Source organism: Kribbella sp. CA-245084 (genome assembly GCF_050942355.1).
Taxonomy (GTDB): Bacteria; Actinomycetota; Actinomycetes; order Propionibacteriales; family Kribbellaceae; genus Kribbella.
Genome location: NZ_CP192053.1, coordinates 7,705,462 through 7,730,546, shown reverse-complemented (window position 1 = coordinate 7,730,546; position 25,085 = coordinate 7,705,462). Strand labels below are relative to the sequence as shown.

Here is a 25,085-nt window from a genome sequence, read left to right as displayed (position 1 = left end):
GGCTGTGGCATGCGGGCTGTGGTGTTCGAGGAGTACGGCGATCCTGAGGTACTCAAGGTGCAGGACGTGCCGGAGCCGCACGCCGGACCCGGGCAGGTGCGGATCAAGGTGCACGCGGCCGGCGTGAACCCGTACGACACGAAGATCCGCCGCGGCTTCACGAAGGACTTCGCGCCGGCGAAATTCCCCGCGATTCCGGGCCTCGAGGTCGCCGGAGTGGTGGACGAGGCCGGTGACGGAGCTGCCTTCGCGGTCGGCGACGAGGTGGTCGGCTGGTCGGTCGGCGGTTCGTACGCCGAGTACGCGATCGGCGGCAACGTGACGCGCAAGCCCGCGGACCTCGGCTGGGAGCAGGCCGTCGGCGTACCGGTGGCCGGCGAGACTTCGCAGCGGGTCCTCGACCTGCTCGGCGTGAAGTCGGGCGAGACGATCTTGATCCACGGCGCCGCTGGTGCGGTGGGCTCGGTCGCCGTACAGCTCGCTGTAGCGGCCGGTCTGACGGTGATTGGCACGGCGTCCGCGGTGAACCACGACTATCTGCGCTCGATCGGCGCCGTCCCGGTGCTCTACGGTGACGGCCTGCTCGAGCGGGTGCGCGAGGCCGCGCCGCAGGGCGTCGACGCGGTGTTCGACACTGCCGGCAAGGGCGGTCTCGAGGAGTCGATCGAACTCCGCGGCGGCACCGACCGGATCATCACCATCGCCGACTTCGCCGCAGGCAAGCTCGGCATCCAGACCTCCGGAGGCGGCACCGGCACCCCCGAGCAGGTCCGCGCCGCCCTCGACACCCAACTCCAGGCAGCCGCCGACGGCAAACTAACGATCCGAATCGCCGACAGCTTCACCTTGCCCGACGCCAGCAAAGCCCAGGCCCTCAGCGAGTCCGGCCACGCCCACGGCAAGATCGTGATCCGCCCGTAGGCGGACTCGCAGCACTGACCAACCTGCGCCCGCGAGGGTTCGGCACCGGACGCCAAGCGTGCGCCGTGCGGCAGGGGGCCGGTTGATCAGTGGTGCAGGTCCGGCCGTCAGACATAGGCGAACCGGGAGTGCGGCGTCGGTACGTCGTCGACGCGTGGGTCCCAGCGGTCGACGAAGTTCACGTCGGTAGGGACCTCGACGGAGTTTGTTGAGGTCCAGCCGCGGGTGAGGGTTGGGAAGTCTGGTACGTCCGGGTGATAGTGGGGCTTGCCGGTGCCGAGTTGGTCGCGGGCCATCGCTGCGCTGCGTGCCTGGTACCGGAAGTCGGCCGACAGCCGGAGCCGCTTGGTCCGGTTCGGCATTGCGCCGTGCACGGTCAGGCTCCCGAACAGCAGTACGTCGCCCGGCTGGTACGACGTCGTACGCCATTCCGGGTGGTTCTCGTCGGCCTCGGCCCGCATCATCCCCGGGCCGTCCGACGCCCTGACCGGCAGTACGCCGAGGCGCGGCGACCCGGCGTACACCCGCAGCCCACCGATCTCCGGCGGCGCCGCGCTCAACGGGAGCCAGGTGGTCAGCGTGTCGACGCTGCCCTGGATGAACCGGTAGTCCTGGTGGATCGGCGTCGGATTCGCCCCCGGCGACGGCGGCGCGACCCGGCAGATATGCGCCGGATGCGCGAACGCCTCCTCATCCAGCAACTGCGAAGCCAGCCCGATCATCTCCGGCCGGACGGCGAGCTCATGAAACGCCTGCGTGCTTTGAATCGCCGTATAAGCCCCGAAGAATCCAGCCGATCCTTCCTCCACCGCCCGCCCCGACGCGACCAACTCTCGCGGATCAGCATCCTGAGCCAACCAGTCACTGTCATACAAGATCCGCGCCAGCTGCGCATGCACATCGGTCACCACATCAACCGGTAACAACCCCCGAAAGAACAAATACCCATCGCTCCCGAGCCGCTTCCGCAGCACGACGTCATCCGCCCGATCGTCGTACGAGTCGGTCAGTTCCTTCATCTGTCGTTTCCGATCTTGTCCATGGCGGCGGCGATGTCCTGGACGGGGGTCTTGTCGAGGAAGAGGTCGTTGGCGGCCTTGTTGATTTCGGTGGACTTCGAGGTCCAGCCGTCGGCGATCGGGAGGTTGACCGTGCTGCCGGCGGCCGAGTCGAGGAAGGGCTGGACGTCGATGTCCTTCTTCTGCCAGAAGGCCTGGTAGCCGGCGCCGGCGTCGGTGAGGGCGGGGATGATGTAGCCCGCGTCTCCCATCAGGCGCTGTGCTTTCTCCGTGCCGAGGAAGGCGACCAGCTTGCCGGCCTCGTCCGGGTGCTTGGTCTTCGCGAACATCGTCTCGGCGAGACCGTTGATCACCACCGTGCGTCCGGCCGGTCCGGCCGGCATCGCGGCGACCCCGATCGGGAACTTCACCTCGGGCAGCGCGAACGGAAGCAGTGCGTTGTTCGCCGGGAACATCGCGACCTCGCCCCGGTAGAACATCTCGGTCGCCTGCCCGGTCGGCGGGTTGGTCCGGGTGCCGTCCGGGGACACCTTCCACTTGAAGATCAGGTCACGGGCGAACTGCAGCGCCTCGACCGACTTCTGGCCGGCGAAATCGAAGGTGCCGTACGGCTTGTCCATCGCGTGGCCGCCGTTCGACGCGATCCAGTTCAGCCACTGCGTCTGGTTGTGGTTCCACGAGCAGAAGCCCCACTGCTTGGTGCCGACGGTCAGCTTGCGGGCGACCTCGAGGAAGCTGCCCGAACCGTCCGGCGCCCAGGTCAGCTCGGCCGGCATCGTCACGCCGGCCTTCTTGAACAGGTCCTTGTTGTACAGCAGTCCGACGATGCCCATGTCCTTCGGCATCCCCAGTTGCTTGTCCTCGAACTTGTACGACTGCACGACGTTCGGGTTGTACGCGTCGAGCTTGAGCCCAGCCTTCGAGATCAGGTCGTCGAGCGGCGCGAGTACGCCCTTGCCGGCGAAGTCGGGGAAGTAGTCGACGGTCAACCAGAACACGTCCGGCGCCTTGCCGCTGGCCAGCTCGGTGGTCAGCTTGGTCCAGTACTGGTCCCAGGGCAGCACCTCCATCCGGACCGTGATGTCCGGGTTCTCCTTCGTGAACTCCGCGAAGACCGCCTTGTAGCCGACCTCCTGCTGCTCGTCCCACAGGCGGTAGACGAGCTCGACCTTGCCGCCACCGCTGCTCGCTTTGTCGTTCGACGAGCCGCAGCCCGCCAGAGCGAGCACGCTTCCGGCGCCGATCAGAAAAGTCCTCCTGGACAAAGACATGAGAGCCTCCGAACTACTTGAGCCCGGTAACTGCGACCGAGCGGACGATGAAGCGCTGGAAGACGATGAACAGGACCAGCAGCGGCGCCAGCGCGATCAGGCTGCCGGCCATCACGGCGTTGTAGTCGACGCCGATCTCCCCCTTGAACAAGGCGATCCCGACCGACAGCAACCGCTTGTCCTCGCTGCTGGTGATGATCAGCGGCCAGAGGAAGCTGTTCCAGTTGGCCACCACGGCGAGGGTGGTGACGGTGACCAGGATCGGTTTCGACAACGGCAGCACGATCGACACCAGCGTCCGGAGCCGCCCGGCGCCGTCGATCCGGGCGGCGTCCTCGAGATCCGCGGGAATGCCGCGGAAGAATTGGCGGAGCAGGAAGATCGCGTACGGCGTACCGAGCATCGTCGGCAGCATCAGGCCCGCCCAGGTGTCGACCAGGCCGAGCTTCTGCATCATCAGGTACAGCGGGATCATCGTGACCACCGGCGGCACCATCAATGTCGACAGATAGACCCAGAACAACGCGTCCCGGCCGGGGAACGACAGGCGCGCGAAGGCGTACGCCGCCAGCACCGCGAACACGACCTGGCCGAGGGTGATCCCGGCCGTGACGAGGGTCGTGTTCACCAGGTAGCCGCCGAAGCCGGATGCGAACAACCGGTGGAACGCGGCCGTGCTGGGCGGTACGCCGGGCTCCCACGGCATCGTCTCCGACAGTTGCCCCGGGCCCTTGAACGCGGTGAGCACGGTCAGGAAGTACGGGAAGATCGCGAGGACGCAGCCGGCCACCAGGACGGCGTATACGAAGATGCGCAGTTTCATCCGGACACCTCGTAGGTCGTACGGCGTTCGAAGTACACGAACTGGGAGATCGTCGCGATCAGCACCACCGCGAAGAGCAGCACCGAGACCGTCGACGCGTAGCCGAAGTCGAACTTCTTGAACGCCTCGTCGTAGATCAGGTACGTCGTCACCTCGGTGCTGTCACCGGGTCCGCCCTCGGTCATCACGAAGATCGTGTCGAAGGCCTGGAACGAGCCGATCACGTTGGTGATCAGCACGAACAGCATCGTCGGCCGCAGCAGTGGAAGCGTGATCGAGAAGAAGTGTGCGACCGGCGATGCGCCGTCCAGGGACGATGCTTCGCGCAACGACGGCGGGATGTTCTGCAGGCCGGCCAGGAAGAACAGCATGTTGTACCCGGCGAACTGCCAGATATGCACCGCTGCGACGCTCGGCATTGCCAGCAGCGGCGATGACAACCACGCCGGACCGTCGACGCCGAACAGTCCGAGGAATTGGTTCAGCGCACCGCGGCCCGGGTCGAAGATCCAGGTCCAGACGAGGCCGAGGGCAACGGGTGTCGCCATCCACGGGATCACCAGCAGCGCGCGGAAGTACTTCATCCCGCGGAGCTTGCGGTCGACCAGGAGCGCCAGGAGCAGCGAGAGGATCGTCGTACCGGGCACGCAGATGATGACGTAGTACAACGTCACCAGGAGCGAGTGCCAGACGTCGGAATCGGTGAACAGCTTGCGGTAGTTGGCGAGTCCAATGAATTCGGGTGTCGACAGCAACTTCCAGTCAAAGAGGCTGAGGACGAGGACGATCACCACCGGCGCGAGCAGGAAGCCGAGTACGCCGACGAGGCTCGGCGCGAGCAGCGCGTACGCCGCGGCCGTCTGCCTGCCCCGGCCGATCTGATGTGTAGGGCGGGGCGCGGGCCTAAGCATCGGGATCCTTCAGCGGATGCGGCCGCGGCGAACTCGGAACGAGCAGCTCGCGGGTCCGATCGAGCCCCCAGCGATCGAGCTCGCAGATCGGATCGCTCGACATCCGCAGGCCAGGACCATCTGAGATGTGCTCCGCCCAGATCTCCCGCTCCTGGATGTCGGGCCGCACGATCAAGCAGTCGGAGTCGTTGGCCCACCACCGGCCGTGCAGGAACTCACGCGCCACCGACGTGGACCGGGCGCCGCGCTGACCCGGCTGGCTGATGTCGCCGGATGGTGGGTCGACCAACGGATCGGTGTCGGGCGAGATCCGCATGCAGTCGACCAGCCCGAGGCTCGGCAGGATCGGAGCGCCGCAACCGTGCAGGATCCGGTTGGGTCCGACGGCTTCGCGCAGCAGCCGCATCCCATGCCGGTACGCCGCGATGCCGTCGAGCTGCTCGTGGCGTTCTCCGTCGATCGCACCGGCGTACACGAAGTCGAGCTTGAAGTGGTCGTACCCCTGCCGGCACAGCTCGGTGAACACGTCCTGGATGTGCTGTGCCGCGCAGGGATGGGTGACGTCGAGGACCAGTTGCTCCTGGCCCCAGTTGGTACCGGCGCTGATGCCGGGGACCAGCCACTCCGGATGTTTGCGGGCCGTCTCGCTGCCGCTGCCGACCAGGAACGGCGCCACCCAGATGCCGGCGCGGCGACCGCTCGAGCGGATGTCGGCGGCGAGCCGGACGGTCGATCCGAAATCGTCACGCGGCGTCAGCCAATCTCCGATCGCTGCCTGGTACCCCTCGTCGAGCAGGACCATGTCGACGCTGAGGTCGTGCTGGTCGAACTGGCGGACCTCGGCCATCACGTCGCGCTCGGTGACCTTGCCCCAGTACGCGTACCAGCTGCACCACGACGGGCCGAACACCCGGACGGGCGGTGCGCCGGCGGCAAAGGTGTCGGCCCAGTCGGCCAGGGCCTGGTTGGGGTTCGCTTGGGTGCTGGTCGTGAGGTGTACGTCGCCGTCGGCGGAGATCACCAGTCGGTTGCCCTGGACCTCGGCGCGGATCGACGGGACCGTATCGGGCGTGGTCGCGGCTGCCACGACAACCTGGTTGCCGGTCGCGACCGCGAGCAGACCTTCGCCCTGGAACCGGCCGGCCTCGACGCCCGGGCGGTACGCCATCACGTGATGGTTCGGCGCGGTCGGCCGTGGTGGCGACGCGTCGAGGCGGTACCAGCCGCTCGGGCTCCAGGACTGCCAGCCATGCTCGAAGACCAGCGTGGAGGCGTCGTACTCGAGCTCGGCGACGGGGGCGAAAGGCACGGATGACTCGATTCGTCGGGGTGCAGGATCTTGCTAATCTTGGAGCCCTTACGAGGGGATCCACCATGACGGAGCCTGCTGACTTCGAGCACGATCTTGCTACTCAGGTGCTGATCGAGCTGTACAGCGAGATCCCGCCGCCGAGCAAACTGGTGACCGGCCACTTCCACAGCGGCGGCGACTATCGCGTCGTCCGGCCGGACGGCGTGGGCAGTTGGTACCTGCTGTACACCGCCTCCGGGACAGGCCGGTACCTCATCAGCGAGAACAGGCTGACCCTGCGCCACGGGGACGTCGTACTCGTCAGCCCGGGTACGCCGCACGACTACGGGACCGTCGGCACGTACTGGGAGTCGTGGTGGGCGCACTTCCAGCCGCGGCGTGAGTGGCATGCGTGGTTGTCGTTGCCACAGGCAATGCCCGGGCTGTCGTACGTGCGGCTGACCAGGTCGTCGGAGACCGACCGCGTGGTGTCGGCGTTCGACCGGCTGCACCGGGATGCGCAGCGGGCCGGGCTGTCGCCGACCGGCGACACCGAGCTGCACCTGCTGGAGAAGAGCGTCGCGACCGAGCTGACGATGAACGGCATCGAGGAGGTGCTGCTGACCGCGGTCGCGAGCCTGCGCCGGGAGACGCAGCACCTGGACGCCCGCGTGCATCTGGTGCTTGAGGCAATCACCGCGGACCCGGCGCGGCCGCACACGCTGACGTCACTCGCCGGCCTCGCCCAGGTGTCGGTCTCCCGGCTCGCGCATCTGTTCAAGGAGCAGGTCGGCGATTCGATCATGAACGTCGTACTAGCGCTCCGTCTGCAGCGCGCCGCCGAGCTTCTCGGCGCGACCGACATGTCCGTCGCGCAGATCGCCGCAGCGGTCGGCTTCGACTCACCGCACTACCTCAGCCGCCAGTTCGGCCGCCGCTTCGGGATCTCGCCGACCGCCCATCGCGCCAAGGTCAGGAACCCGGAGCTAGAGCTATATTGAGCTCGGTCGCTGCCGCATAGTCCGCCCCGCCGGCCAGTCCGATCAGTCGCACGTAGCGGGCCGTCGTTGCGGCTGGGAATCGCGCGATCTTGGCGTCGACAGTTCCGTCCCACGACCCTTGCGTCGACGACGTGAAGGTCACGCCGTCGAGGCTCGTCTGGACGTCGTACGACGAGATCCGGCCGTTCGGCACGTCGGCGTCCTGGCGTGGGGTGTAGACGAGCGCTTCGATCGCACGCGGTGTCTTCAGGTCGAGGGTGATGTACTGCGGGAGCGGCGCGTGCGGGCTCCAGTTCGAGTGCCACATCGTGGTGCAGTTGCCGTCGATCGCTGATGCTGCGGTGTAGGCGGGCGAGCCCTGACTGGTGGCTGTCGCAGTCATCTCGCTTTGCGGCAGCAGCTTCAGCGGACCGAACGGGCCGTCGACGGGCGGCGGCGTACCGGGGATTGCGGTGACGCGTCCCAGACTGGGTGCCTTAAGCAACGGATGGGTCCGCAGAAAGTTGAGGAAGACCTCCTGTCCCATCTTCGGCGCCCGCGTCAGCTTGGTGTACTGCTGGAAGCCCGGATAGCCGTACTGCGCTCCGTGCAACGGCATTGCCGCGCTCGTCGTCACGCGGTACGTCTTGTCGAGCTGCAGCGGCTTCCCGTTGATCAGGACCTTCGCCGGATCGACCCGGTCGCCGACGGGTCTGCCCAGGTCGTAGCTGTACCGGAAGTTCGCCGACGTCGCGAGCGCGGACAGTCGGCTGCAGCCGTACGCGGGCGGGATCCACTGCTGCTCGAGAACCGCCTCGACGGTCGAGCCCTTCATCGAGAGCGTGGTGATCGGCGAGATCCCGGCGACCGGCCACGCTTCGCCGTACGTCACCGTGCCGGCCTTGAGACCGGCCGCGATCACGTCGACGCCGAGGTCCGCCGGCACCAGCGCGAAGTCACCGTCCGCTTCGGCTTTGTAGAGGTCGGCGACCAGGTTGCCGGTCCGGCTCTCCGTCGTGGCGGCGAAGTCGAGATCGCTGTCGAGCTTCGCGAGCGGCTGCGCCTGGCGGGCCGTCCACTTGTCCATCCAGCACTTCACGATCTTCTGGATCTTCGGATCGGGCGTGACGTCCTTGGTGACCGCGTGGTTGGTCGCGGTCGTCGCGGACCGGATCACCTCACCGGTCGCGGGATCGAGCGACAGATTCACCTCGCCGAGCACCCGGCCGTGGTTGCTTGCCTCCAGCACCGGACGCGGTACGCCGTTCGGGTCCGGGATCATGCAGTTGAACGCGGTGTGCCAGTGGCCGCCGAGGATCACGTCGATGTCCGGCGACATCGCCCGCGCCGCGTCGAAGATCGGACCGGTCGGATTCTTGCACTCGTCGTACAAGCCGCCCTGTTGACCGCCCTCGTGCATGCTGACCACGATCGCGTTCACGCCCTGGGCCTTGAGCTCGGCCGCGGCCCGGTTCGCCGCGTCGACCAGGCCTTGGAACTCGAACCCGGATCCCTCGATCGACAGCGTCTCGGTCGGCGTACCGGGGAAACCCAGCCCGATGAACCCGATCCGCTGCGAGCCCGCCTTCGCGATCCAGTACGGCGGAAGCACCGGCCGCTTGGTCCGCGGGTCGACGATATTCGCCGCGTCGTACGCGTAATCGGTGCTGTGGAAGTTCCGGCCGGTGGAGTCCTTGAAGCAACTGTCGAACCCGGGCTTGCCGTAGCAGGCGCCGGTCTGCATCCGGCGCAGGAACGGGAACTCGCGGTCGAACTCGTGGTTCCCGGCAACGTCGAAGTCCATGCCGAACGCGTTCAGGACCTCGATGGTCGGCTCGTTCGCGAACGCCTGGGTGTAGTCCGGCCAGCCGCTGAACTGGTCGCCCGAGCCGATCAGGAAGCTGTTCGGCTTCCTCAGCTCGTCGAGGTGGGCTTTGAGGTAGCCGGCGCCGCCGACCTGCTGGGTGCCGGACGGCCCGGCGATGGTCAGGTTCTCGGTCTCCGAGAGGTAGCCGTGCAGATCGGTCAGGCTGAGAATCTGCACGGGGATCGGTGGGGCGGTGTCGGTGTGTAGCGCTCCCACGACGAGGCTGAGTGCGGCGAGAACTGCGCTGATCCGGGGCATCGGCTGCTCCTGTCGGTCGGGCGGAACCGAGACGCAAACTACTGGGCTGCGAGTGCCGGGAACATGGCCGTGGGTGCTGACTTCCTGCACGATCCGGCTGACGCTTTTCTACAAGCGCATGGGGACCGGGAACCGTACGGTCAGGGGAGAGAGGAGATTGACGATGACTGGATATGAGGCAGTGGCCGAGATCGACATCGATGCGCCGGCGGCGCGGGTGTGGGAGGTGCTGACCAGCCCGGACAAGCTGAAGGAGCTGTGGTTCGGCGCCGAGGTCGAGACCGACTGGCAGGTCGGCAGCCCGATCACCTGGACCGGCGAATGGGAGGGCAAGCCGTACCAGGACAAGGGCGAGATCCTCGCGATCGAGCCCGGCCGGCTCCTGAAGCTGACCCACTTCAGCCCGCTCACAGGCCAACCCGACGTACCCGAGAACTACCACACCCTCACATACGAGCTGACCGGCGAGACGCACCTGAAGCTCTCCCAGGACAACAACGCCAGCGAAGAAGAGGCCAAGCACTCCCAAGGCATGTGGGAGATGCTCGTCGCGAGGGTGAAGGAAGCCGCTGAGTCCTGAGGGCAGGTTGTTTGGTGGCTGTCATGTTATTCCGCGCCAGCGGTGAAACAACCCGCTATCGAGCCGGACTGCGAGCGGGCGATCACGCCGTACTGCGCGAACAGGAAGTCGACTCGCGCGACCAGTGAGCCGCCGCTGTCGCGGATCTCGGCCTGAGGCAACGGCGAAGGCAGGCCGAGATCCGCCAGCAGCACCCGCAGCCGCGACTCGCCGACCGACTCGGACCGAGCGTCACCGAAGAGCCGCAGGTCCGGGCTCGGCGTACGCCCCTCTGGTCAGATGCACCCACCGCCCCGATGCCACCTCCCGCCGCAGGTCGGCATCGGGGTACCCAGCTGCGATCGCATCCCGTCGCGAGAACCACCCACCCCGCCGCGCAGCCACCACCTCAAGTCTCACGCCCATACCCCACAACATGCCGCGAACCCGCCCGTCCACCACACCCGACCTTCGGGCCTGTGGACGGCGGTCGATCACCGTTTGTGTCGCCGCTGACGGGTTGTATGCCGCCAGCGGCGAAACAGCTCGTCAGCGGCCCGGAGACGGTCAGTAATCTAGGACGCATGTCTGATGGTGTGGAGGTTGGGCGGCCGACTCGGGAGCGGGCTGCTATCGGTGAGGATGGGCGGTCGCGGGATCGGAGTCGGCCCGCGGTGCCTGATCCGTTGCCGATGAGTGTGGTTGACGCGCATTGTCATCTCGATATCGCCGACGGCGAGGACGGTGCGTGGTTGAGCCCGGCCGAGGCGATCAAGCTGGCGTCGTCGGTCGGCGTGACACGGATCGTGCAGGTCGGGTGCGATCTGCCCGGCGCGGTGTGGGCGGTCGAGGCGGCCACGCAGTACCCGAACCTGATCGCGGGCGTCGCCCTGCACCCGAACGAGGCGCCGAAGCTGAAGGAAGCCGGCGAGCTGGACAACGCGCTCGCGGAGATCGAGCGGCTGGCGTCGAGCTCGGACAAGGTCCGCGTGATCGGCGAGACCGGGCTCGACTACTTCCGCACCGGCGAGAACGGGCGTACGGCGCAGCACGAGTCGTTTGCCGCGCACATCGAACTGGCGAAGCGACTCGGCAAGACGCTGATGATCCACGACCGGGACGCCCACGAGGACATCCTGCGCATCCTCGACCGCGAGGGCGTCCCCGACCGCGTCGTGATGCACTGCTTCTCCGGCGACACCGAGTTCGCCCGCGAGTGCGTGAACCGCGGCGCGTTCCTGAGCTTCGCCGGCGTCGTGACCTTCAAGAACGCCCAGTCCCTCCGCGACGCCCTGGCCGTCACCCCCCTCGACCGCATCCTCGTCGAGACAGACGCCCCCTACCTCACCCCCTCGCCCTACCGAGGCAAGCCCAACGCGTCCTACCTGATCCCCCACACCGTCCGCAAAATGGCCGACGTCCTCAACATCTCCGTCCCCGAACTCTGCTCCACCCTCAACACCAACGCCAACAACGCCTTCGGTGGCTCGTGGTAACTGTCCGGCCACTACGCTGATTCCGTGGACTACGACGCCTTCGACGCCCAGCTACTCGAGCTCGCCGACTCCCTACAAGGCGCGGACGAGTCCACGGTGGCTGCGGAAGTAGCGCGGATGAAAGCGCTCGCCGAACAGATCACCGACGAACGCTCCCGCGGCCACGCCCTGATCAGAGCCGCAAAACTCCCCGAACTGATCACCGGCCCCCGACCAGGCACCAGCCCGCAGTACCAGCGCGCCTCGGCCTTGGTGGCGCAGGTGCTTGTCGACGAGAGCTCGCCGGCCGAGCGGATCGCTCACGCCGAACGTGCGAAAACCGAGATCGCGGAGTTGTCCCGGCAGGCTCCACGGCGCGAGTCCATGACGATCCTGCGGATGAACTCCAGCCTGGTGAGGTTCATCGAGCGCCTTCGGGACGACGGCCTGGACAGCGGATCGTGACCGACGCCGCGGCCGAGATCTCACCCCACTCGTGGGAGTACCGGCTGGTCGCCGCCGTGGTGTACGCCGTCGAGCAGCGGGTCCGTGGCGGTGGAGGTGGTCCTCGAACCCGGTGGAACGGGCGGGTTCTCAAGGAAATCGATCCGGAGAATGTTGGCAGCGCACACGGCGACGGCAGCATCTCCGTCTCCGTCGAACAGGTCCTCGATCGGTTGCGCGAGGCACGGGATCTCGATCGCCCATTGACCGACGACGAGGCCTGGCTGCTGCGCGACGCGATGGACACGCTGACGCACGAAGCCGCTCACCTGATGGCTCGTCTCCGCGACATGTCGGCACCGGAGGCTTACCCGTACGACGCTGCAGCAGGTGCCTACGATGAAGGCCGCACCGAGCACTGGACGAAGCGAAACCTCGACAAGATCATCATCGACGTCTTCGCCGATGCGGGCCTGGAGAAGGTCGAGGCCGCGGTGCTGGCACAGCCGGGTGTGGACGCGTACGCCGCCTTCACGCCTGCTGTCCGGGATCTCGACAAGGCGGTGGCAGATCGTAGCGGTCTGACCAGCGATGAGGTCACCCAGAAGCTGATGGGTGCCGACGACAGCCAACGCTGGAATGTCGCGGTCGACCTGATGATCGACGAGCGACTTGTCGAGACCGGCCTCATGCCTGAGGCGCACCGCGCCGACGTCCGCAGACAACTGGTCGTTCCACTGCGCGAATCCCTCCACGGGCTGGCTGCTGTCGAAGCCGACGACTCGCTGGGGAGCGACCAGAAGGCCGAGAAGGGCAGGCAGGCCGCTCAGAACGCCATCGCCGGTCTGGACCAAGCACTCAATCGGATCGAACGCAAGTACCGGATCGACAAAGCGCAGCGTGCTCAGCAGGAAGCCCAGCGGCCGGGATCCCGGCTGAACCAGGCTGCTCGCCAAGCCCGGGGCAACCTCCCGCCGGATCTCAAACGGCTGCGAGCTCTGACTGCGCCACAAGCGCCTGCTGGGGGCGCGACCAAGCGACCGGTCGGTGCCGCCGACCATGCGCCGTCGGAGCAGGGTGAAGCGCCTCGCGGACAACAGACGACGCGGTCGCAACCCGGTGGTCCCAGGCAACCGCACTCCCCCCATCGCGACTGAAGGAGATCGGGCCGTGGTAACTGTCCTCACTGACGCAGATATCCGGGCTCGGCTGCGGCCCGGGCAGGCTGTTGGGTGGATGCGGGAGGCGGTTGTTGCTGCTTATGAGGGGCGGTTGCGGACGCCGCCTCGGGTTAGTACGGATATGGGGGACGGGCGGTTGGTGTTTACGACCGGGGCGTTGGAGGGGGAGTGGTTCGGGTATCGGTCGTATGACTCGTTCGCGGGGGATCCGGGGGAGCAGGTTGTCGTGCTGCACGACTGGGGGACTGGGGTGGTGCGGGGATTGCCGTGGGCAACGAGTTGGGGCCGCGGCGGGTGGGGGCGATCGGTGGTGTGGCTGTCGATGCGTTGGCGAAGCCGAACGCCGAGACCCTCGCGTTGATCGGGACGGGCACGCAGGCGTTTACTCAGCTCTGGGCGATTTCGGCGGTACGGCGGTTATCGGGCGTGCGAGTGTTCAGCCGGGACCAGGGACGCCGAATCGCCTTTGCTAGAAGGGTTTCTGAGGAGCTTGGGCTGCCTGCGACTGCGGTCGAGTCAGCGCAAGGAGCGGTCGAGGGCGCGGATATTGTCGTGCTCGCGACCAACAGTCCGACGCCCGTGATCGACCCACGATGGGTCAAAGATGGCGCCTTCGTTACTACGCTCGGACCGAAGCAGCAGGGTCGCGCCGAGTTCGGGCCGGAGCTGATCGATCGCGCCGATCTTGTGGTGACGGATTCGATCGCGCAGACTCGGGCGTACGACCCGCCGTTCATCCTCGACGGCACCCCGCAACACGATCGCCTGATCGGCCTGGGCGCGGCATTGAGCGGCAACGTGACGGGTGGGACCGTGCTGTTCTGCTCGGTCGGGCTGGCCGGGACCGAGGCGTACCTGCTGGCGCGCTTGATCGGGTGACCGCCTGTACGCCGACCGTCAACGTTCCGGCGGACCGTTGCGCGGCGTGTTTGGCGGGCGCAGTCTGAGGGCGTCGGCCCGGTTCGGGGCCGGCCTGCAAGGGGGAGGGGCAATGAGTGTTCTGATGACCCTGCGGGTGACTGGGGACCCCACGGCGATCGAGAAGCTGGGCGCCGATAACGGCGCGCTCTTCGAAGGTGTGATTGCGGACGCGTCGAGTCGCGGGCTGATCTCACATCACTTCTACGGCAGCGAGAACGAGGTACTCGTCGTCGACGAGTGGCCGGACGAGGCGTCGTTCCAGGCGTTCTTCGAGAACTCCGGACCGCAGATCCAGCAGATGATGGCGTCGGCCGGCGTGACCACGCAGCCGTCGATCGAGTTCTGGCGCCACCTGGAGGTCGGCGACGACGTCGGATGAGCCCGCCTGGTAGACACACCTCATGGAGTTCAGTGAGGTTGTTCGGCGGCGGCGGATGGTGCGGAACTACGACCCGGGTCGGGCGGTTCCGGACGAGGTGCGGGAGCGGATCCTGGAGAACGGTCTCCGGGCGCCCTCAGGCGGGTTCAGCCAGGGGTGGGCGTTCCTGACGCTCGAGGGTGACGAGCGGGAGCGGTACTGGCGGATCGCGGCCGAGGATCCGGATGAGAAGTATGTGGAGTGGATCACAGGCCTGCGGCGCGCTCCGCTGCTCGTTCTCGCGTTCGCGCACAAGGACGCGTACCTCGATCGGTACACCGAACCGGACAAGGGCTGGACCGATCGCGACGAGGCTCACTGGACGGCGCCGTACTGGTACGTCGACACCGGGATGGCGGTGCTGCTGATGCTGCAGACGGTCGTCGACGAAGGCCTGGGAGCCTGCTTTTTCGGGCCTCCTGCGGACAAAGCGGGCCGGCTGCTGAAGGAGTTCGGCGTACCCGAGGGGTTCGATCTGGTCGGGGTTCTGTCGGTCGGGTACCGGGCCCCGGACAAGCGCTCGCCGTCGCTGAAACGGGGTCGCAGGACGACCGCAGAAGTGGTGCATCGGGGCCAGTGGGGCAATCACCTGGTGTAACGAGACATGTCGGCCCCGTTACACCCTTTTACGACTCGCCGACCAGGGGATTGGCACTTCCGGCATATCTTCGTTATGGTCCCGTGATGTTGGCCGGGATCGGGGAAGATTCCGGGCAGTACAACCCCTCGGCGGGACAAGAAGCTCCGGGCAGCCAGTCCGGCGTCGGCGGTCGGTGCCTGTGCTGCCTCACCCCGTGCCCGGGTAGCCCTACCTGGGAGCGTTAGTGCGTAAGTCCATCATCGTGGCCGTCGGTGCGACGGCTGCGTTCGCCGTTGCGGGCGGCTCCGTGGCGTATGCCGCGAAGAGCAAGACGGTCAGTCTCTCCGTCGACGGCCAGGTGCGGAAGGTTCACACCTTCGGTTCCACCGTGGCAGACGCCCTGAAGGCCGAGAAAGTTCAGATCGGTGCCCACGACGTGGTCGCGCCGGGTCCGGACTCCAAGCTCAAGGACGGCCAGGAGATCGCGGTCCAGTACGGTCGCGAGCTGACCGTCAACGCCGACGGCACCAAGAAGGCCTACTGGACCACCGCCGACAGCGTGAACGAAGCGCTCGCCGACCTCGGTCTGCGGTACGACGGGGCCCAGCTCTCCACCAGCCGTAGCGCGCCGCTCGGGCGCCAGGGGCTGGAGTTGGTCGTGAAGACCCCGAAGACCGTGCAGATCGTCCACCTGGGCAAGATCGCGACGATCAAGTCGCTGGCCGGCACGGTCGGCGAGGCCCTGACCGAGGCGAAGATCCGCTGGGACGCCGACGACCGGATCACCCCGGCCGCCGCGACCCCGCTGAAGCTCGGCGTCAACAAGATCGGTTACGTGCAGGTCCTGCAGAAGCGGGTCACCAAGACCCTGGCGGTTGCGCACGGCACCGACGAGACCAAGTCGGCAACGCTGGTCGAGGGCACCAAGAAGACCACGGCCAAGGGCACCGACGGCTCGACCTCCGTCACGTACCTGTACACCTACCTGGACGGCAAGCTGGCTACCACGAAGGTGGTCACGTCGAAGGTCGTCACGGCGCCGGTCGACGAGAAGGTGCTGGTCGGCACCAAGCCGAAGCCGACAGAGCCGACGACCACGACGACGGACGAGAAGCCGTCGGTCCCCACCAGCAGTGGTGGAGCGTGGGACCGGATCGCCGCGTGTGAGTCCGGGGGCAACTGGGCCGCGAACACCGGCAACGGGTACTACGGCGGTCTCCAGTTCGACCACGGCACCTGGGCGGCCTACGGCGGTACGGCGTATGCCAGCAACGCCAACGGTGCCTCGAAGGCGCAGCAGATCTCGATCGCGGAGAAGGTCAAGGCCGACCGCGGTGGGTACGGCGCCTGGCCGGTGTGCGGCAAGAAGGCGTAAAGCTGAGACACTGACGGCGTGAGCTCGTCTGATTCATCCACATCCGCCGGACCGAGGCTTCTCGGTCCGGCGGATGTGCGTTCACTGGCCGCATCCCTCGGCGTTCGTCCGACCAAGCAGCGCGGCCAGAACTTCGTCATCGACCCGAACACGGTCCGCCGGATCGTGCGCGCCGCCGACCTGTCTGCCGGTGAGACCGTGCTGGAGGTCGGCCCCGGGCTTGGCTCACTGACCCTGGCGCTGCTCGCCGCAGGGCACCCGGTCACGGCGGTCGAGATCGACCCGCTGCTCGCGCAGGCGCTCCCGTCCACGATCGCGACGTACGCGCCCGAGCAGGCGTCGGAGTTGACCGTGGTCGAGGCCGACGCGATGGACGTGACCCCGGCGGAGATCGGTGCGCCGACCGCCTGCGTGGCGAATCTCCCGTACAACGTCGCAGTGCCCGTGCTGCTCCACCTGCTCAAAGTGTCCGACTCGCTACGCCACGGTCTCGTGATGGTGCAGTCCGAGGTCGCGGACCGCCTGGCCGCTCCGCCCGGTTCGCGCACGTACGGCGTACCGTCCGCCAAGGCCGCCTGGTACGCCGACGTGCGGCGCGCCGGGCCGATCGGACGGAATGTCTTCTGGCCGGCGCCGAACGTGGACTCCGGGCTGGTCGCGTTCGAACGACGGGATCCGCCGGAGACGCCGGCCAGCCGCGAGGAGGTGTTCGCGGTGATCGAGGCCGCGTTCTCGCAGCGGCGTAAGACGATCCGCTCCGCGCTGGCCCGCTGGATGCCGGACCGGGCGCGGCTCGACGAGGTGTTCGCGGCAACGGGTATCGACCCGCAACTACGCGGCGAGATGCTCGGGATCACAGAGTTCGCGGCTCTCGCAGGTGCAGGTCAGACTCGCTGAGGCACTAGCCTGTGCGACGTGCCACCTTCTGTTGAGGTCACGGTGCGGGCACCGGCCAAGATCAACCTCGGTCTGTCGGTCGGTCCGCCGCGCCCGGACGGGTTCCACCCCGTCGCCACGGTGTACCAGGCCGTTGCCCTGTACGACGACATCACGGCGCAGGTCCGTGACGACGACGGCGAGGTCTCGGTCGAGATCGTGGGGGACTTCGCGGACGACGTACCGGCCGACGAGACGAACCTCGCGGTGAAGGCGGCCCGGCTGCTGCAGGCGGAGTACGACGTCGACGAGGGTGTCGACCTGACGATCCGCAAGACGATCCCGGTGGCCGGCGGGATGGCCGGTGGATCGACTGACGCCGCAGCGACCCTGGTGGCGTGCAACCGGCTGTGGGGCTTGCAGCTCACGCAGACCGAGCTGCAGCATCACGCGGCGGAGCTCGGCAGTGACGTGCCGTTCTGCCTGGTCGGGCACACGGCGCTCGGTCAGGGCCGCGGCGAGCAGGTCACCGAGGTGATGTCCCGCGGGACGTTCCACTGGGTGTTCGCGATCGCCGACGGCGGCCTGTCGACCCCCAAGGTGTACGGCGAACTGGACCGCCTGCGGCCGCTGCGCCGCGTCGAGGCGCCCCAGGTCCGCCCCGAACTGCTGTCCGCGCTGCTGTCCGGCCAGCCCGGCGCCCTCGCTGTTGCTCTCAGCAACGACCTGCAGGCGGCCGCGCTGTCGTTGCGGCCCGAGCTGGGCGACACGCTCCAGTTCGGCCTCGACCAGGGCGCGCTCGCCGCGCAGATCTCCGGCTCAGGCCCCACCTGCCTGTTCCTGGCCGCCGACAGCCGCAGCGCAGTCGACCTCGCCGTAGAACTCGCCGAGTCCGGCCTCTGCCGCATGGTCCGCCAGGCCGAAGGCCCGGTCCCCGGCGCCCGAATCCTCCCGGCCATCGTCAGCCGCTAGAAAATCGCTCGTCCACACCCTGGGTGTGGTGTTACGGTCCGACTGCCCCTTATTGGAGAGACAGGAGACCGGGATGCGCCGCGGATCGATCGACCTCATTGGTTCTGATCGTTTCGACGCATTCGCGAGGACTCTTGAACTCTCTGACGATGGGCATTGTGGCGCATGTCGACGCCGGTAAGACCAGCCTGACCGAGCGGCTGCTGTACGCCGCCGGGGTCATCGACCGGGTCGGCCGGGTCGACGACGGGAACACCCAGACCGACTCGATGGACCTCGAGCGGAAACGCGGCATCACGATCCGCTCGGCGGTGGTGTCGTTCGCGCTCGGCGACCTGCCGGTCAACCTGATCGACACGCCGGGACACTCCGACTTCATCGCCGAGGTCGAGCGGGCGCTGTCGGTCCTCGACGGCGCGGTGCTGGTGATCTCCGCGGTCGAGGGCGTGCAGCCGCAGACGCGGTTGCTGATGCGTACGCTGTCGCGGCTGCGCATCCCGACGCTGCTGTTCGTGAACAAGATCGACCGCGTCGGCGCGCGGTACGACGAACTGCTGGCCGATATCAAGCGCTTGCTGACGTCAGCCGCTGTGCCGATGGTCGGAGTCACGGACCTCGGGACGCGGTCGGCCGACCTGGTTGCCGTCGACGACGAGCCGCTCGCGGAGATGCTTGCTGAGCGCAACGACGACTTCCTTGAGCGGTACCTGTCCGGCGGCGCGCTGGACGTGTCCGGCGAGCTCCGGCGGCAGGTCGCGACGGCGTGGGTGCATCCGGTGTACTTCGGGTCCGCTATGACCGGCGTCGGCGTACCCGAGGTGATCGAGGGTATCCGGTCATGGTTGCCTCGGGCCACTGGATCGGCTGAAGATCCTTTGCAGGCAAGGGTTTTCAAGGTCGATCGCGGTGCGGCGGGGCAGAAGATCGCGTTGGCCCGGATGTTCGCGGGCGCTTTGACGGCACGCTCGTACGTCGAGGTACAGCCGGTGGACGGAGCGGAGTACCAGGCTCGTCCGAGCGCGATCGAGGTGGCGGGTCATACCGTTGACAGGGCCGAGGCCGGCCAGATCGTGGCGTTGCGCGGGTTGAAGAGCATCCGGATCGGCGATCAGCTCGGTGTGCGTACCAAGCAGGTCGGGCGGTTGTTCGCGCCGCCGACGCTGGAGACCGTGGTCAGTGCGCGGGACCGGGTCAAGCTGTTCCAGGCGTTGACGCAGCTCGCCGAACAGGACCCGCTGATCCGGGTCCGCAAGGCCGACGACATCACCGTCAGCCTGTACGGGGAGGTGCAGAAGGAGGTGATCGCGTCCTTGCTGGCAACGGAGTACGGCGTCGACGTCGCGTTCAGCGAGACCACGCCGATCCATGTCGAACGCCTTGACGGAGTGGGCGCGGCGGTCCGCGAGATCAGCGCGCCGGAGAATCTGTGGGCGGCCGGTGTCGGTTTCCGAGTCTCACCGGTTGCCGAGGGCATCGAGTACAACCTGGTGGTCGAGCTCGGCGGACTGCCACGTGCGTTCCACACCGCCATCGAGGAGACAGTCCGGCTGACGCTTCACCAAGGCCTGTCCGGTTGGGAGATCCCGAACATCCGCGTCGACCTCACCCACACGGCGTACGACAGCGTGGGCACGGTCGCCGCGGACTTTCGCCGTCTCGTCCCACTGGTCCTCATGCAGGCGATCGCCGAAGCCGGCACGACGGTCATGGAGCCGGTCAACCACTTCGAGCTGGATGCCCCGGCCGATACTGTCTCCCGCGTCCTCGCCCACATCGCCGAACACCGCGGAGTCGTCTCCCGAACCACGCTCACCGAAACGCAGGCTCATCTCGAAGGCACGATCCCCGCAGCCACCACACACCCTTTCGAGAGCTTGCTCCCGTCCCTGACACACGGCGAGGGCCTGCTGGCAACCACCTTCCACACCTACCAACCGGTCCCCGGCCCCGCACCCACCCGCCTGCGCACCGACGGAAACCCCCTCAACGAGAAGCAGTACCTCTTGCACCTCAACCGGTAGGCGGACGCGCGACACTGACCAACCGCTCACAACCCTCGCCGCTTACGCTCAGCCCCACCCCAGGGCCGCCGAGCGGCGGAGGTTGGTCAGTGGCACAGGTCCGCGTTCAGTCGAAGCTCTTGAGGATGGTGTGGATCTCGGCGACGGTTTGCGGGCGGTCGGGCCAGTGGGCGGTGATGCAGAGGAGTTCCCGCAGGTGGAGAAGCGGCATGCGCGCACGCCACCCCTCAGCCAGTGGATGCAGCTCCTCGTAGGCATCGAAGAACCGATCGGACAGGTGGCCGTAGATGAGCAGGGTGGCCAGGTCGGCTTCGGGCCAGCCGCAGTTGACGGCGGGATCGATCATGCCGGGATTGCCGTCAGGGCCGGGGAGAAGGTTGCCGTGCCAGAGGTCGCCGTGCAGGAGTGACGGCGGTTGGTCGGGCACGAGCTCGACCAGCCTGTCGGCGATGCGTTCGAGGCGACGGCGGTCCGCCGGCGGGAGCTGTCCAGAGCAGTTGGGCTCCTCGAGGTACCGGAGTAGGCGCTGCTCGGCGAAGAACGCATGCCCGTCGGTCGTCCACGGGTTCCGCTGCGGAAGCGTGCCCAGGTAGTTGTCCTGGTGATACCCGAACTTGTCCGCCGTCTGCTGATGCTGCAGCGCCAGCGCCCGCCCCGCGTCCTCCCAGTACGTCGGCGACGCTGCCGCCGTACCGAGGTCGGCCAGGACGATGAACGACGACGTGACCCGCAGCACCTCCGGTACGGCGAACCCGCCCGGAAGCCGCAGTGCGTCGAGGCCATCAGCTTCTAGCGGGTAGAGGTCGGACGGCAGGTCGTCCTGGGTCTTCACGACCACCGTCCGGCCCAGCGACGTACGCACGCGGTAGGTCTTGCTGGCGTATCCGCCCTCCAGCGGATCGGCCGCGATCGGGTCGCCCAGGGACAGGCCCTCGAGCCAGGCGGGAGTCAGCACCTGGACGATCCTGGCACGGCTGTCCCGGTCGGATACCCTTGGGCCCGTTATGGCGGCACCTAACTTGGTCAATATGGAAGCTGTTTCCAAAGGCTTCGGCACCCGGACGTTGCTCGACTCGGTCACCCTCGGGATCGGGCGCGGAGAACGGGCCGGCGTGGTCGGGCGGAACGGCGACGGCAAATCGACGCTTCTACAGGTCCTGGCGAGGCGTGAGGAGCCCGACAGCGGCCGGATCACGCACAACCGCGACCTGCGGCTCGGGTACCTCGGACAGACCGACGACCTCGACCCCAGGCAGACCGTGCTGCACGCGGTGCTCGGCGATGTCGAGACCTACACCTGGGCTGCCGATCCGCGCGCACGCTCGGTGATGGAGCACTTGCTCGGCGAGGTCGACCATCAGGCGCTCGTCGGCAGCCTGAGCGGTGGCGAGCGCCGACGGGCGTCGCTCGCGAGGCTGTTGCTGACCGAGGTCGATCTGCTCGTCCTCGACGAGCCCACCAACCACCTCGATATCGAGGCCGTCAGCTGGCTCGCCGAACACGTGGTCGACCGCGCGGGCGCCCTCATCGTCGTCACCCACGACCGCTGGTTCCTGGATGCGGTCTGCACGGTCACGTGGGAGGTGCAGGGCGGCCAGGTCTCGTCGTACGACGGTGGGTACGCCGCCTACGTGCTGGCGAAGGCCGAGCGGTCCCGTTCTGCGCAGGTCACCGAGACCAAGCGGCAGAACCTCCTGAAGAAGGAGCTCGCCTGGCTGCGCCGCGGTGCGCCGGCGCGATCGACCAAGCCGAAGTTCCGGATCGATGCCGCGAACGCCCTGATCGAGAACGAGCCGCCGCCACGCGACAAGCTCGCGCTGTCGCAGCTGGCGACCGCCCGGCTCGGCAAGGACGTGTTCGATGTCGAGGACGTCAGCCTGAGCTTCGGCGATCGGGTGATGCTCAACCACGTCACGTTCCGCCTCGGCCCGGCCGACCGGATCGGGCTGCTCGGCCCGAACGGCGCCGGCAAGACGACGTTCCTCAAGGTCCTCACCGGTCAGCTCGCCCCCGACCGCGGCGTAGTCAAGCAGGGCAAGACGGTCCGCGTCGCGAACCTGTCCCAGACCCTCGACGAGGTCGACGGTGCGTCGACAGTGCTCGAGCACATCACCGCAATCCGTCGTACGGCGGCGCTTGCGGGGAGAGGCGGCGAGCTGACGTCCTCGCAGCTGCTCGAGCGCTTCGGGTTCACCGGGGACAAGCTGACGACGCGGATCTCGGACCTGTCCGGCGGCGAGCTGCGCCGGCTGCAACTGCTGCGCATCCTGCTCGACGAGCCGAACGTGCTGATCCTCGACGAGCCAACCAACGACCTGGACGTCGAGACGCTCACCGTGCTGGAGGATTTCCTCGACAGCTGGCCGGGCGTCGTCGTCACGGTCACCCACGACCGGTACTTCCTCGAACGCGTGAGCGACATGGTTTACGCGATCATGGGTGACGGCCAGGTGCGGCATCTGCCGCGCGGGGTCGATCAGTATCTCGACGAACTCGAGGCCGGAATTCCGCGGCGGGCGCCGTCAAATGCGTTGACAGCGACGCCGGAGATGTCCAGCAATTTGTCTGGTGACCCGGCAGCGGCGCGAGCGGCGAAGAAAGAGCTGAACCGGATCGAGCGGCAGCTCGCCAAACTCACCGAGACCGAGGCCAAGCTGCACGACCAGCTGGCCGCGAGTGCCAGCGACTACGAGCGGCTGGCCGAGCTGGACACCGAGCTACGCAAGCTCGCCGACGAACGCGCCGAGCTGGAAACGGCCTGGTTCGAAGCGGCCGAACTCGCGGAGTAGACCCGAGCAGATGCGGTTTGAGCCGCGGCGCCCCTCCGATCCCCTGTGATTCGGAGGGGGCGCCGAGCTTGGGTGAGCGGCCCCCGTGCCGGCCGGCGTTGTTCGGGCCCCGAGCCCCGGACACCGCGCGGCCACTTTCGGCGGACCACCTCTTGCCGCCGAAGTCACCGTGTTCTGACATTTTGTAGTCGGTCAGCCACCGACGGTGATGACCCTAGTGCGGGCGCTCACTCAGTGTCGATAGTCGTCGGCTACAGCAATCTCTCGATCTCGTTGCAACTAGCAACGACCGGGGCCGGGCAGAAGTGACGGGTCGTCTTTTCGGATTATTCCGGCACAATTCCGCTGCGCGTTTGTGCGCCAATTGTCAGTGCTTTTCGAGATCGAACGGACGAACCAGCTCGCGCAGTACGCGGGCGATCTTCTGCTGGTCGCGCTCACTGAGCGATCCGAGCAGCGCGCGCTCGTGGGTGAGCAGGTCGGCCATCGCCGCATCGACCGCGTCGCGTCCGGCGGTGGTCAGCTGGACGAGCACGCCGCGGCGATCCGAGGGATCCGGCAGGCGCTCGACCAGGCCGCGCGCGGCGAGCCGGTCGACCCGGTTCGTCATCGTGCCCGAGGTGACCAGGGTTTCCTTGAGCAGCTTGCCGGGGGAGAGCTGGTACGGCGCGCCCGCCCGGCGCAAGGCCGCGAGTACGTCGAACTCCCACGACTCCAGGCCATGGGTGTCGAACGCTTGACTGCGGGCGCGATCCAGGTGCCGCGCGAGCCGGCTGACCCGGGACAGCACCTCCATCGGCGCCACGTCGAGGTCGGGGCGCTCACGGCGCCAGGCCTCGATCAGCCGATCGACCTCGTCCTCCATGGTTCGAGACTACCCATCAAGACTCTTGACATCAAGACAAGTGACAGGACTAGAGTATCTCGATGTCAAGATAAATCCTGGAGAGAGGTGCAGACCGATGCGGACGTCACCGGTGTGGAGTCCCGTGCAGTACGGCACGTACGCCGACGAGCGGGCCCGCCCGTTCCGGGATCTGGTCGAGCGGGTGCAGGCGACCGACGTACGGACTGTCGTCGATCTCGGCTGTGGTCCGGGCGCGCTGACCGCGACGCTGCGCGACGTCTGGCCGGAGGCCGTGATCCGGGGTATCGACAGCTCGCCGCAGATGCTCGAGGCGGCGGCGGAGTACGCGGACGACCACCTGAGCTTCGAGGTGGGCGACGTTCGCGAATGGGCTGCCGAGCCGGAATCGCTCGACGTGATCGTCACGAACGCCACGCTGCAGTGGATCCCGGAGCAGGTCGACCTGCTGCCCGGGTTCGTGCGGGCGTTGCGTCCGGGCGGGTGGCTGGCGATCCAGATCCCGGGCAACGGGAATGCGCCGTCGCACGCGATCCTGCGTGAGCTCGCCGAGTCAGGGCCGTACGCCGAGTACGCGAAGGACGCGTCGCTCCGGCCGGACGTGCCCGGGCCGGCGGAGTACGTCGACGTGCTCAGCGCGGAGGGTTGCGTCGTGGATGCGTGGGAGACGACGTACGTCCATGTGCTGGCGGGCGACAACGCCGTACTGGAATGGGTGAAGGGGACCGGGGCGCGGCCGGTGCTGCAGTCGTTGCCGGATGATCTGCGCAAGCAGTTCGAGGCGGAGTACGGCGCACGGTTGGCGGAGGCTTATCCGCAGAAGCCGTACGGCACTTTGTTGCCGTTCCGCCGCATCTTCGCTGTTGCCCAGAAGAAGGGATGAGTATGCGACTCGATCATGTGCAGGTGTCGTGCCCGCCCGGTGGTGAGGACCTGGCGCGGGCGTTCTACGGCGAGGCACTCGGGATGACCGAGCTGGAGAAGCCGGAGCTGCTCAAATCGCGTGGCGGTTGCTGGTTCAAGGCCGGCGATGCGGAGATCCATGTCGGGGTGGAGGCGGGGTTCACTCCGGCGAAGAAGGCGCATCCGGCGTTGGCAGTTGACGATCTGGACGGATTGGCGGCGAAGCTCGCGAACCTCGGCTATCCGGTCACTTGGGACAACGACACGATCCCGGGCCGCCGGCGGTTCCACACCGCCGACGGACACGGGAATCGCGTCGAGATTGTCTGACGAGCGGCTCGCCCGGCCCCCTCAAGCCGGGCGAG

At 67.5% G+C, this 25,085-nt stretch carries 26 protein-coding genes; 16 read left to right on the top strand and 10 right to left on the bottom strand.

The features are described from left to right. Window positions 1-9 precede the first annotated feature (9 nt). On the top strand, window positions 10-921 hold the full coding sequence (locus ACQPYH_RS36885; RefSeq protein ID WP_432881208.1) for an NADP-dependent oxidoreductase: 912 nt from the start codon (window positions 10-12) through the stop codon (window positions 919-921). Between the two features lie 107 nt (window positions 922-1,028). Here ACQPYH_RS36885 and ACQPYH_RS36880 read toward each other — a convergent pair whose 3' ends face one another. The 5 genes from ACQPYH_RS36880 to ACQPYH_RS36860 are packed head-to-tail and all read right to left on the bottom strand — an operon-like array spanning window position 1,029 to window position 6,254. Continuing rightward, window positions 1,029-1,940: a phytanoyl-CoA dioxygenase family protein gene (locus ACQPYH_RS36880; RefSeq protein ID WP_432881206.1), complete on the bottom strand. Its 912-nt coding sequence runs from the start codon at window positions 1,938-1,940 to the stop codon at window positions 1,029-1,031. Next, window positions 1,937-3,211: an ABC transporter substrate-binding protein gene (locus ACQPYH_RS36875; protein ID WP_432881204.1), complete on the bottom strand. Its 1,275-nt coding sequence runs from the start codon at window positions 3,209-3,211 to the stop codon at window positions 1,937-1,939. The genes ACQPYH_RS36880 and ACQPYH_RS36875 overlap by 4 nt, the downstream gene beginning before the upstream one ends. 13 nt (window positions 3,212-3,224) lie before the next feature. Beyond that, window positions 3,225-4,034, bottom strand: a complete 810-nt coding sequence (locus ACQPYH_RS36870; RefSeq protein ID WP_432881201.1) for a carbohydrate ABC transporter permease — start codon at window positions 4,032-4,034, stop codon at window positions 3,225-3,227. Then, window positions 4,031-4,945, bottom strand: coding sequence for a carbohydrate ABC transporter permease (locus tag ACQPYH_RS36865; protein WP_432881198.1), 915 nt, complete (start codon window positions 4,943-4,945; stop codon window positions 4,031-4,033). The genes ACQPYH_RS36870 and ACQPYH_RS36865 overlap by 4 nt, the downstream gene beginning before the upstream one ends. Beyond that, complete coding sequence (locus ACQPYH_RS36860; protein WP_432881195.1) at window positions 4,938-6,254, bottom strand: glycoside hydrolase family 36 protein; 1,317 nt, start codon at window positions 6,252-6,254, stop codon at window positions 4,938-4,940. The genes ACQPYH_RS36865 and ACQPYH_RS36860 overlap by 8 nt, the downstream gene beginning before the upstream one ends. Window positions 6,255-6,319: 65 nt before the next feature. On the opposite strand from ACQPYH_RS36860, the gene ACQPYH_RS36855 reads away from it, so the two are divergent. Then, the gene (locus ACQPYH_RS36855; RefSeq protein WP_432881192.1) at window positions 6,320-7,237 is read left to right on the top strand and encodes a helix-turn-helix domain-containing protein; all 918 of its coding nucleotides are present in this window, start codon (window positions 6,320-6,322) and stop codon (window positions 7,235-7,237) included. Here ACQPYH_RS36855 and ACQPYH_RS36850 read toward each other — a convergent pair. Beyond that, window positions 7,209-9,341, bottom strand: a complete 2,133-nt coding sequence (locus ACQPYH_RS36850; protein WP_432881189.1) for a discoidin domain-containing protein — start codon at window positions 9,339-9,341, stop codon at window positions 7,209-7,211. The two genes, ACQPYH_RS36855 and ACQPYH_RS36850, sit on opposite strands and share 29 nt — an antisense overlap. 163 nt (window positions 9,342-9,504) lie before the next feature. Here ACQPYH_RS36850 and ACQPYH_RS36845 point away from each other — a divergent pair, with 163 nt between their 5' ends. Continuing rightward, a complete protein-coding gene (locus ACQPYH_RS36845) occupies window positions 9,505-9,921 on the top strand; it encodes an SRPBCC family protein (RefSeq protein WP_432881186.1) in 417 nt (138 codons plus the stop codon). 26 nt (window positions 9,922-9,947) lie between these two features. Here the strand turns inward: ACQPYH_RS36845 and ACQPYH_RS36840 are convergent, their stop codons facing one another. After that, the gene (locus ACQPYH_RS36840) at window positions 9,948-10,115 is read right to left on the bottom strand and encodes a hypothetical protein (protein WP_432881184.1); all 168 of its coding nucleotides are present in this window, start codon (window positions 10,113-10,115) and stop codon (window positions 9,948-9,950) included. A gap of 37 nt (window positions 10,116-10,152) precedes the next feature. Next, complete coding sequence (locus ACQPYH_RS36835; RefSeq protein ID WP_432881181.1) at window positions 10,153-10,326, bottom strand: type IV toxin-antitoxin system AbiEi family antitoxin domain-containing protein; 174 nt, start codon at window positions 10,324-10,326, stop codon at window positions 10,153-10,155. A gap of 158 nt (window positions 10,327-10,484) precedes the next feature. Between ACQPYH_RS36835 and ACQPYH_RS36830 the strand changes: the two genes are divergently transcribed. The 10 genes from ACQPYH_RS36830 to ACQPYH_RS36785 all read left to right on the top strand — a co-directional run bounded on the left by ACQPYH_RS36830 (window position 10,485) and on the right by ACQPYH_RS36785 (window position 20,163). Continuing rightward, window positions 10,485-11,396, top strand: a complete 912-nt coding sequence (locus tag ACQPYH_RS36830) for a TatD family hydrolase (RefSeq protein WP_432881179.1) — start codon at window positions 10,485-10,487, stop codon at window positions 11,394-11,396. Window positions 11,397-11,420: 24 nt separating this feature from the next. Then, window positions 11,421-11,840 carry a hypothetical protein gene (locus tag ACQPYH_RS36825; RefSeq protein ID WP_432881177.1) on the top strand — a complete coding sequence of 140 codons (420 nt, stop codon included), beginning with the start codon at window positions 11,421-11,423 and terminating at the stop codon, window positions 11,838-11,840. Continuing rightward, entirely contained in the window at window positions 11,837-12,976 is a 1,140-nt protein-coding gene (locus ACQPYH_RS36820) for a hypothetical protein (protein WP_432881175.1), read from the top strand. Before ACQPYH_RS36825 ends, ACQPYH_RS36820 begins: the two co-directional genes overlap by 4 nt. A gap of 291 nt (window positions 12,977-13,267) precedes the next feature. Beyond that, window positions 13,268-13,879, top strand: coding sequence for a hypothetical protein (locus tag ACQPYH_RS36815; protein ID WP_432881172.1), 612 nt, complete (start codon window positions 13,268-13,270; stop codon window positions 13,877-13,879). Window positions 13,880-13,991: 112 nt separating this feature from the next. Beyond that, window positions 13,992-14,300: a hypothetical protein gene (locus ACQPYH_RS36810; RefSeq protein ID WP_432881169.1), complete on the top strand. Its 309-nt coding sequence runs from the start codon at window positions 13,992-13,994 to the stop codon at window positions 14,298-14,300. Between the two features lie 22 nt (window positions 14,301-14,322). Continuing rightward, window positions 14,323-14,937 (top strand): nitroreductase family protein, encoded by a 615-nt coding sequence (locus tag ACQPYH_RS36805; RefSeq protein ID WP_432881167.1) that lies wholly within the window; start codon window positions 14,323-14,325, stop codon window positions 14,935-14,937. 226 nt (window positions 14,938-15,163) lie between these two features. Then, window positions 15,164-16,294 carry a ubiquitin-like domain-containing protein gene (locus tag ACQPYH_RS36800; RefSeq protein WP_432881165.1) on the top strand — a complete coding sequence of 377 codons (1,131 nt, stop codon included), beginning with the start codon at window positions 15,164-15,166 and terminating at the stop codon, window positions 16,292-16,294. Between the two features lie 18 nt (window positions 16,295-16,312). Beyond that, window positions 16,313-17,191 (top strand): 16S rRNA (adenine(1518)-N(6)/adenine(1519)-N(6))-dimethyltransferase RsmA, encoded by an 879-nt coding sequence (rsmA, locus tag ACQPYH_RS36795; RefSeq protein WP_432881162.1) that lies wholly within the window; start codon window positions 16,313-16,315, stop codon window positions 17,189-17,191. An 18-nt stretch (window positions 17,192-17,209) separates the two neighbouring features. Then, window positions 17,210-18,142: a 4-(cytidine 5'-diphospho)-2-C-methyl-D-erythritol kinase gene (locus tag ACQPYH_RS36790; protein ID WP_432881160.1), complete on the top strand. Its 933-nt coding sequence runs from the start codon at window positions 17,210-17,212 to the stop codon at window positions 18,140-18,142. Between the two features lie 149 nt (window positions 18,143-18,291). Then, window positions 18,292-20,163 (top strand): GTP-binding protein, encoded by a 1,872-nt coding sequence (locus ACQPYH_RS36785; RefSeq protein WP_432881157.1) that lies wholly within the window; start codon window positions 18,292-18,294, stop codon window positions 20,161-20,163. Between the two features lie 106 nt (window positions 20,164-20,269). Here the strand turns inward: ACQPYH_RS36785 and ACQPYH_RS36780 are convergent, their stop codons facing one another. Then, on the bottom strand, window positions 20,270-21,118 hold the full coding sequence (locus tag ACQPYH_RS36780; protein ID WP_432881154.1) for a fructosamine kinase family protein: 849 nt from the start codon (window positions 21,116-21,118) through the stop codon (window positions 20,270-20,272). Window positions 21,119-21,191: 73 nt separating this feature from the next. On the opposite strand from ACQPYH_RS36780, the gene ACQPYH_RS36775 reads away from it, so the two are divergent. Then, window positions 21,192-22,952, top strand: a complete 1,761-nt coding sequence (locus tag ACQPYH_RS36775) for an ABC-F family ATP-binding cassette domain-containing protein (protein WP_432881151.1) — start codon at window positions 21,192-21,194, stop codon at window positions 22,950-22,952. 367 nt (window positions 22,953-23,319) lie between these two features. Here the strand turns inward: ACQPYH_RS36775 and ACQPYH_RS36770 are convergent, their stop codons facing one another. Then, on the bottom strand, window positions 23,320-23,817 hold the full coding sequence (locus ACQPYH_RS36770; RefSeq protein ID WP_130440594.1) for a MarR family winged helix-turn-helix transcriptional regulator: 498 nt from the start codon (window positions 23,815-23,817) through the stop codon (window positions 23,320-23,322). A gap of 97 nt (window positions 23,818-23,914) precedes the next feature. Here ACQPYH_RS36770 and ACQPYH_RS36765 point away from each other — a divergent pair, with 97 nt between their 5' ends. Both ACQPYH_RS36765 and ACQPYH_RS36760 read left to right on the top strand, forming a co-directional pair. Further along, window positions 23,915-24,700, top strand: a complete 786-nt coding sequence (locus ACQPYH_RS36765) for a methyltransferase domain-containing protein (RefSeq protein ID WP_432881148.1) — start codon at window positions 23,915-23,917, stop codon at window positions 24,698-24,700. Beyond that, the gene (locus tag ACQPYH_RS36760) at window positions 24,697-25,050 is read left to right on the top strand and encodes a VOC family protein (RefSeq protein WP_432881145.1); all 354 of its coding nucleotides are present in this window, start codon (window positions 24,697-24,699) and stop codon (window positions 25,048-25,050) included. The genes ACQPYH_RS36765 and ACQPYH_RS36760 overlap by 4 nt, the downstream gene beginning before the upstream one ends. The last annotated feature ends 35 nt before the right edge of the window (window positions 25,051-25,085 follow it).

Coding starts and splice junctions, on each gene's coding strand:
- ACQPYH_RS36885 (WP_432881208.1), top strand. CDS start 10: ATGCGGGCTGTGGTGTTCGAGGAGTACGGCGATCCTGAGGTACTCAAG.
- ACQPYH_RS36880 (WP_432881206.1), bottom strand. CDS start 1,940: ATGAAGGAACTGACCGACTCGTACGACGATCGGGCGGATGACGTCGTG.
- ACQPYH_RS36875 (WP_432881204.1), bottom strand. CDS start 3,211: ATGTCTTTGTCCAGGAGGACTTTTCTGATCGGCGCCGGAAGCGTGCTC.
- ACQPYH_RS36870 (WP_432881201.1), bottom strand. CDS start 4,034: ATGAAACTGCGCATCTTCGTATACGCCGTCCTGGTGGCCGGCTGCGTC.
- ACQPYH_RS36865 (WP_432881198.1), bottom strand. CDS start 4,945: ATGCTTAGGCCCGCGCCCCGCCCTACACATCAGATCGGCCGGGGCAGG.
- ACQPYH_RS36855 (WP_432881192.1), top strand. CDS start 6,320: ATGACGGAGCCTGCTGACTTCGAGCACGATCTTGCTACTCAGGTGCTG.
- ACQPYH_RS36850 (WP_432881189.1), bottom strand. CDS start 9,341: ATGCCCCGGATCAGCGCAGTTCTCGCCGCACTCAGCCTCGTCGTGGGA.
- ACQPYH_RS36845 (WP_432881186.1), top strand. CDS start 9,505: ATGACTGGATATGAGGCAGTGGCCGAGATCGACATCGATGCGCCGGCG.
- ACQPYH_RS36835 (WP_432881181.1), bottom strand. CDS start 10,326: ATGGGCGTGAGACTTGAGGTGGTGGCTGCGCGGCGGGGTGGGTGGTTC.
- ACQPYH_RS36830 (WP_432881179.1), top strand. CDS start 10,485: ATGTCTGATGGTGTGGAGGTTGGGCGGCCGACTCGGGAGCGGGCTGCT.
- ACQPYH_RS36810 (WP_432881169.1), top strand. CDS start 13,992: ATGAGTGTTCTGATGACCCTGCGGGTGACTGGGGACCCCACGGCGATC.
- ACQPYH_RS36805 (WP_432881167.1), top strand. CDS start 14,323: ATGGAGTTCAGTGAGGTTGTTCGGCGGCGGCGGATGGTGCGGAACTAC.
- ACQPYH_RS36785 (WP_432881157.1), top strand. CDS start 18,292: ATGGGCATTGTGGCGCATGTCGACGCCGGTAAGACCAGCCTGACCGAG.
- ACQPYH_RS36775 (WP_432881151.1), top strand. CDS start 21,192: ATGGAAGCTGTTTCCAAAGGCTTCGGCACCCGGACGTTGCTCGACTCG.
- ACQPYH_RS36770 (WP_130440594.1), bottom strand. CDS start 23,817: ATGGAGGACGAGGTCGATCGGCTGATCGAGGCCTGGCGCCGTGAGCGC.
- ACQPYH_RS36765 (WP_432881148.1), top strand. CDS start 23,915: ATGCGGACGTCACCGGTGTGGAGTCCCGTGCAGTACGGCACGTACGCC.
- ACQPYH_RS36760 (WP_432881145.1), top strand. CDS start 24,697: ATGAGTATGCGACTCGATCATGTGCAGGTGTCGTGCCCGCCCGGTGGT.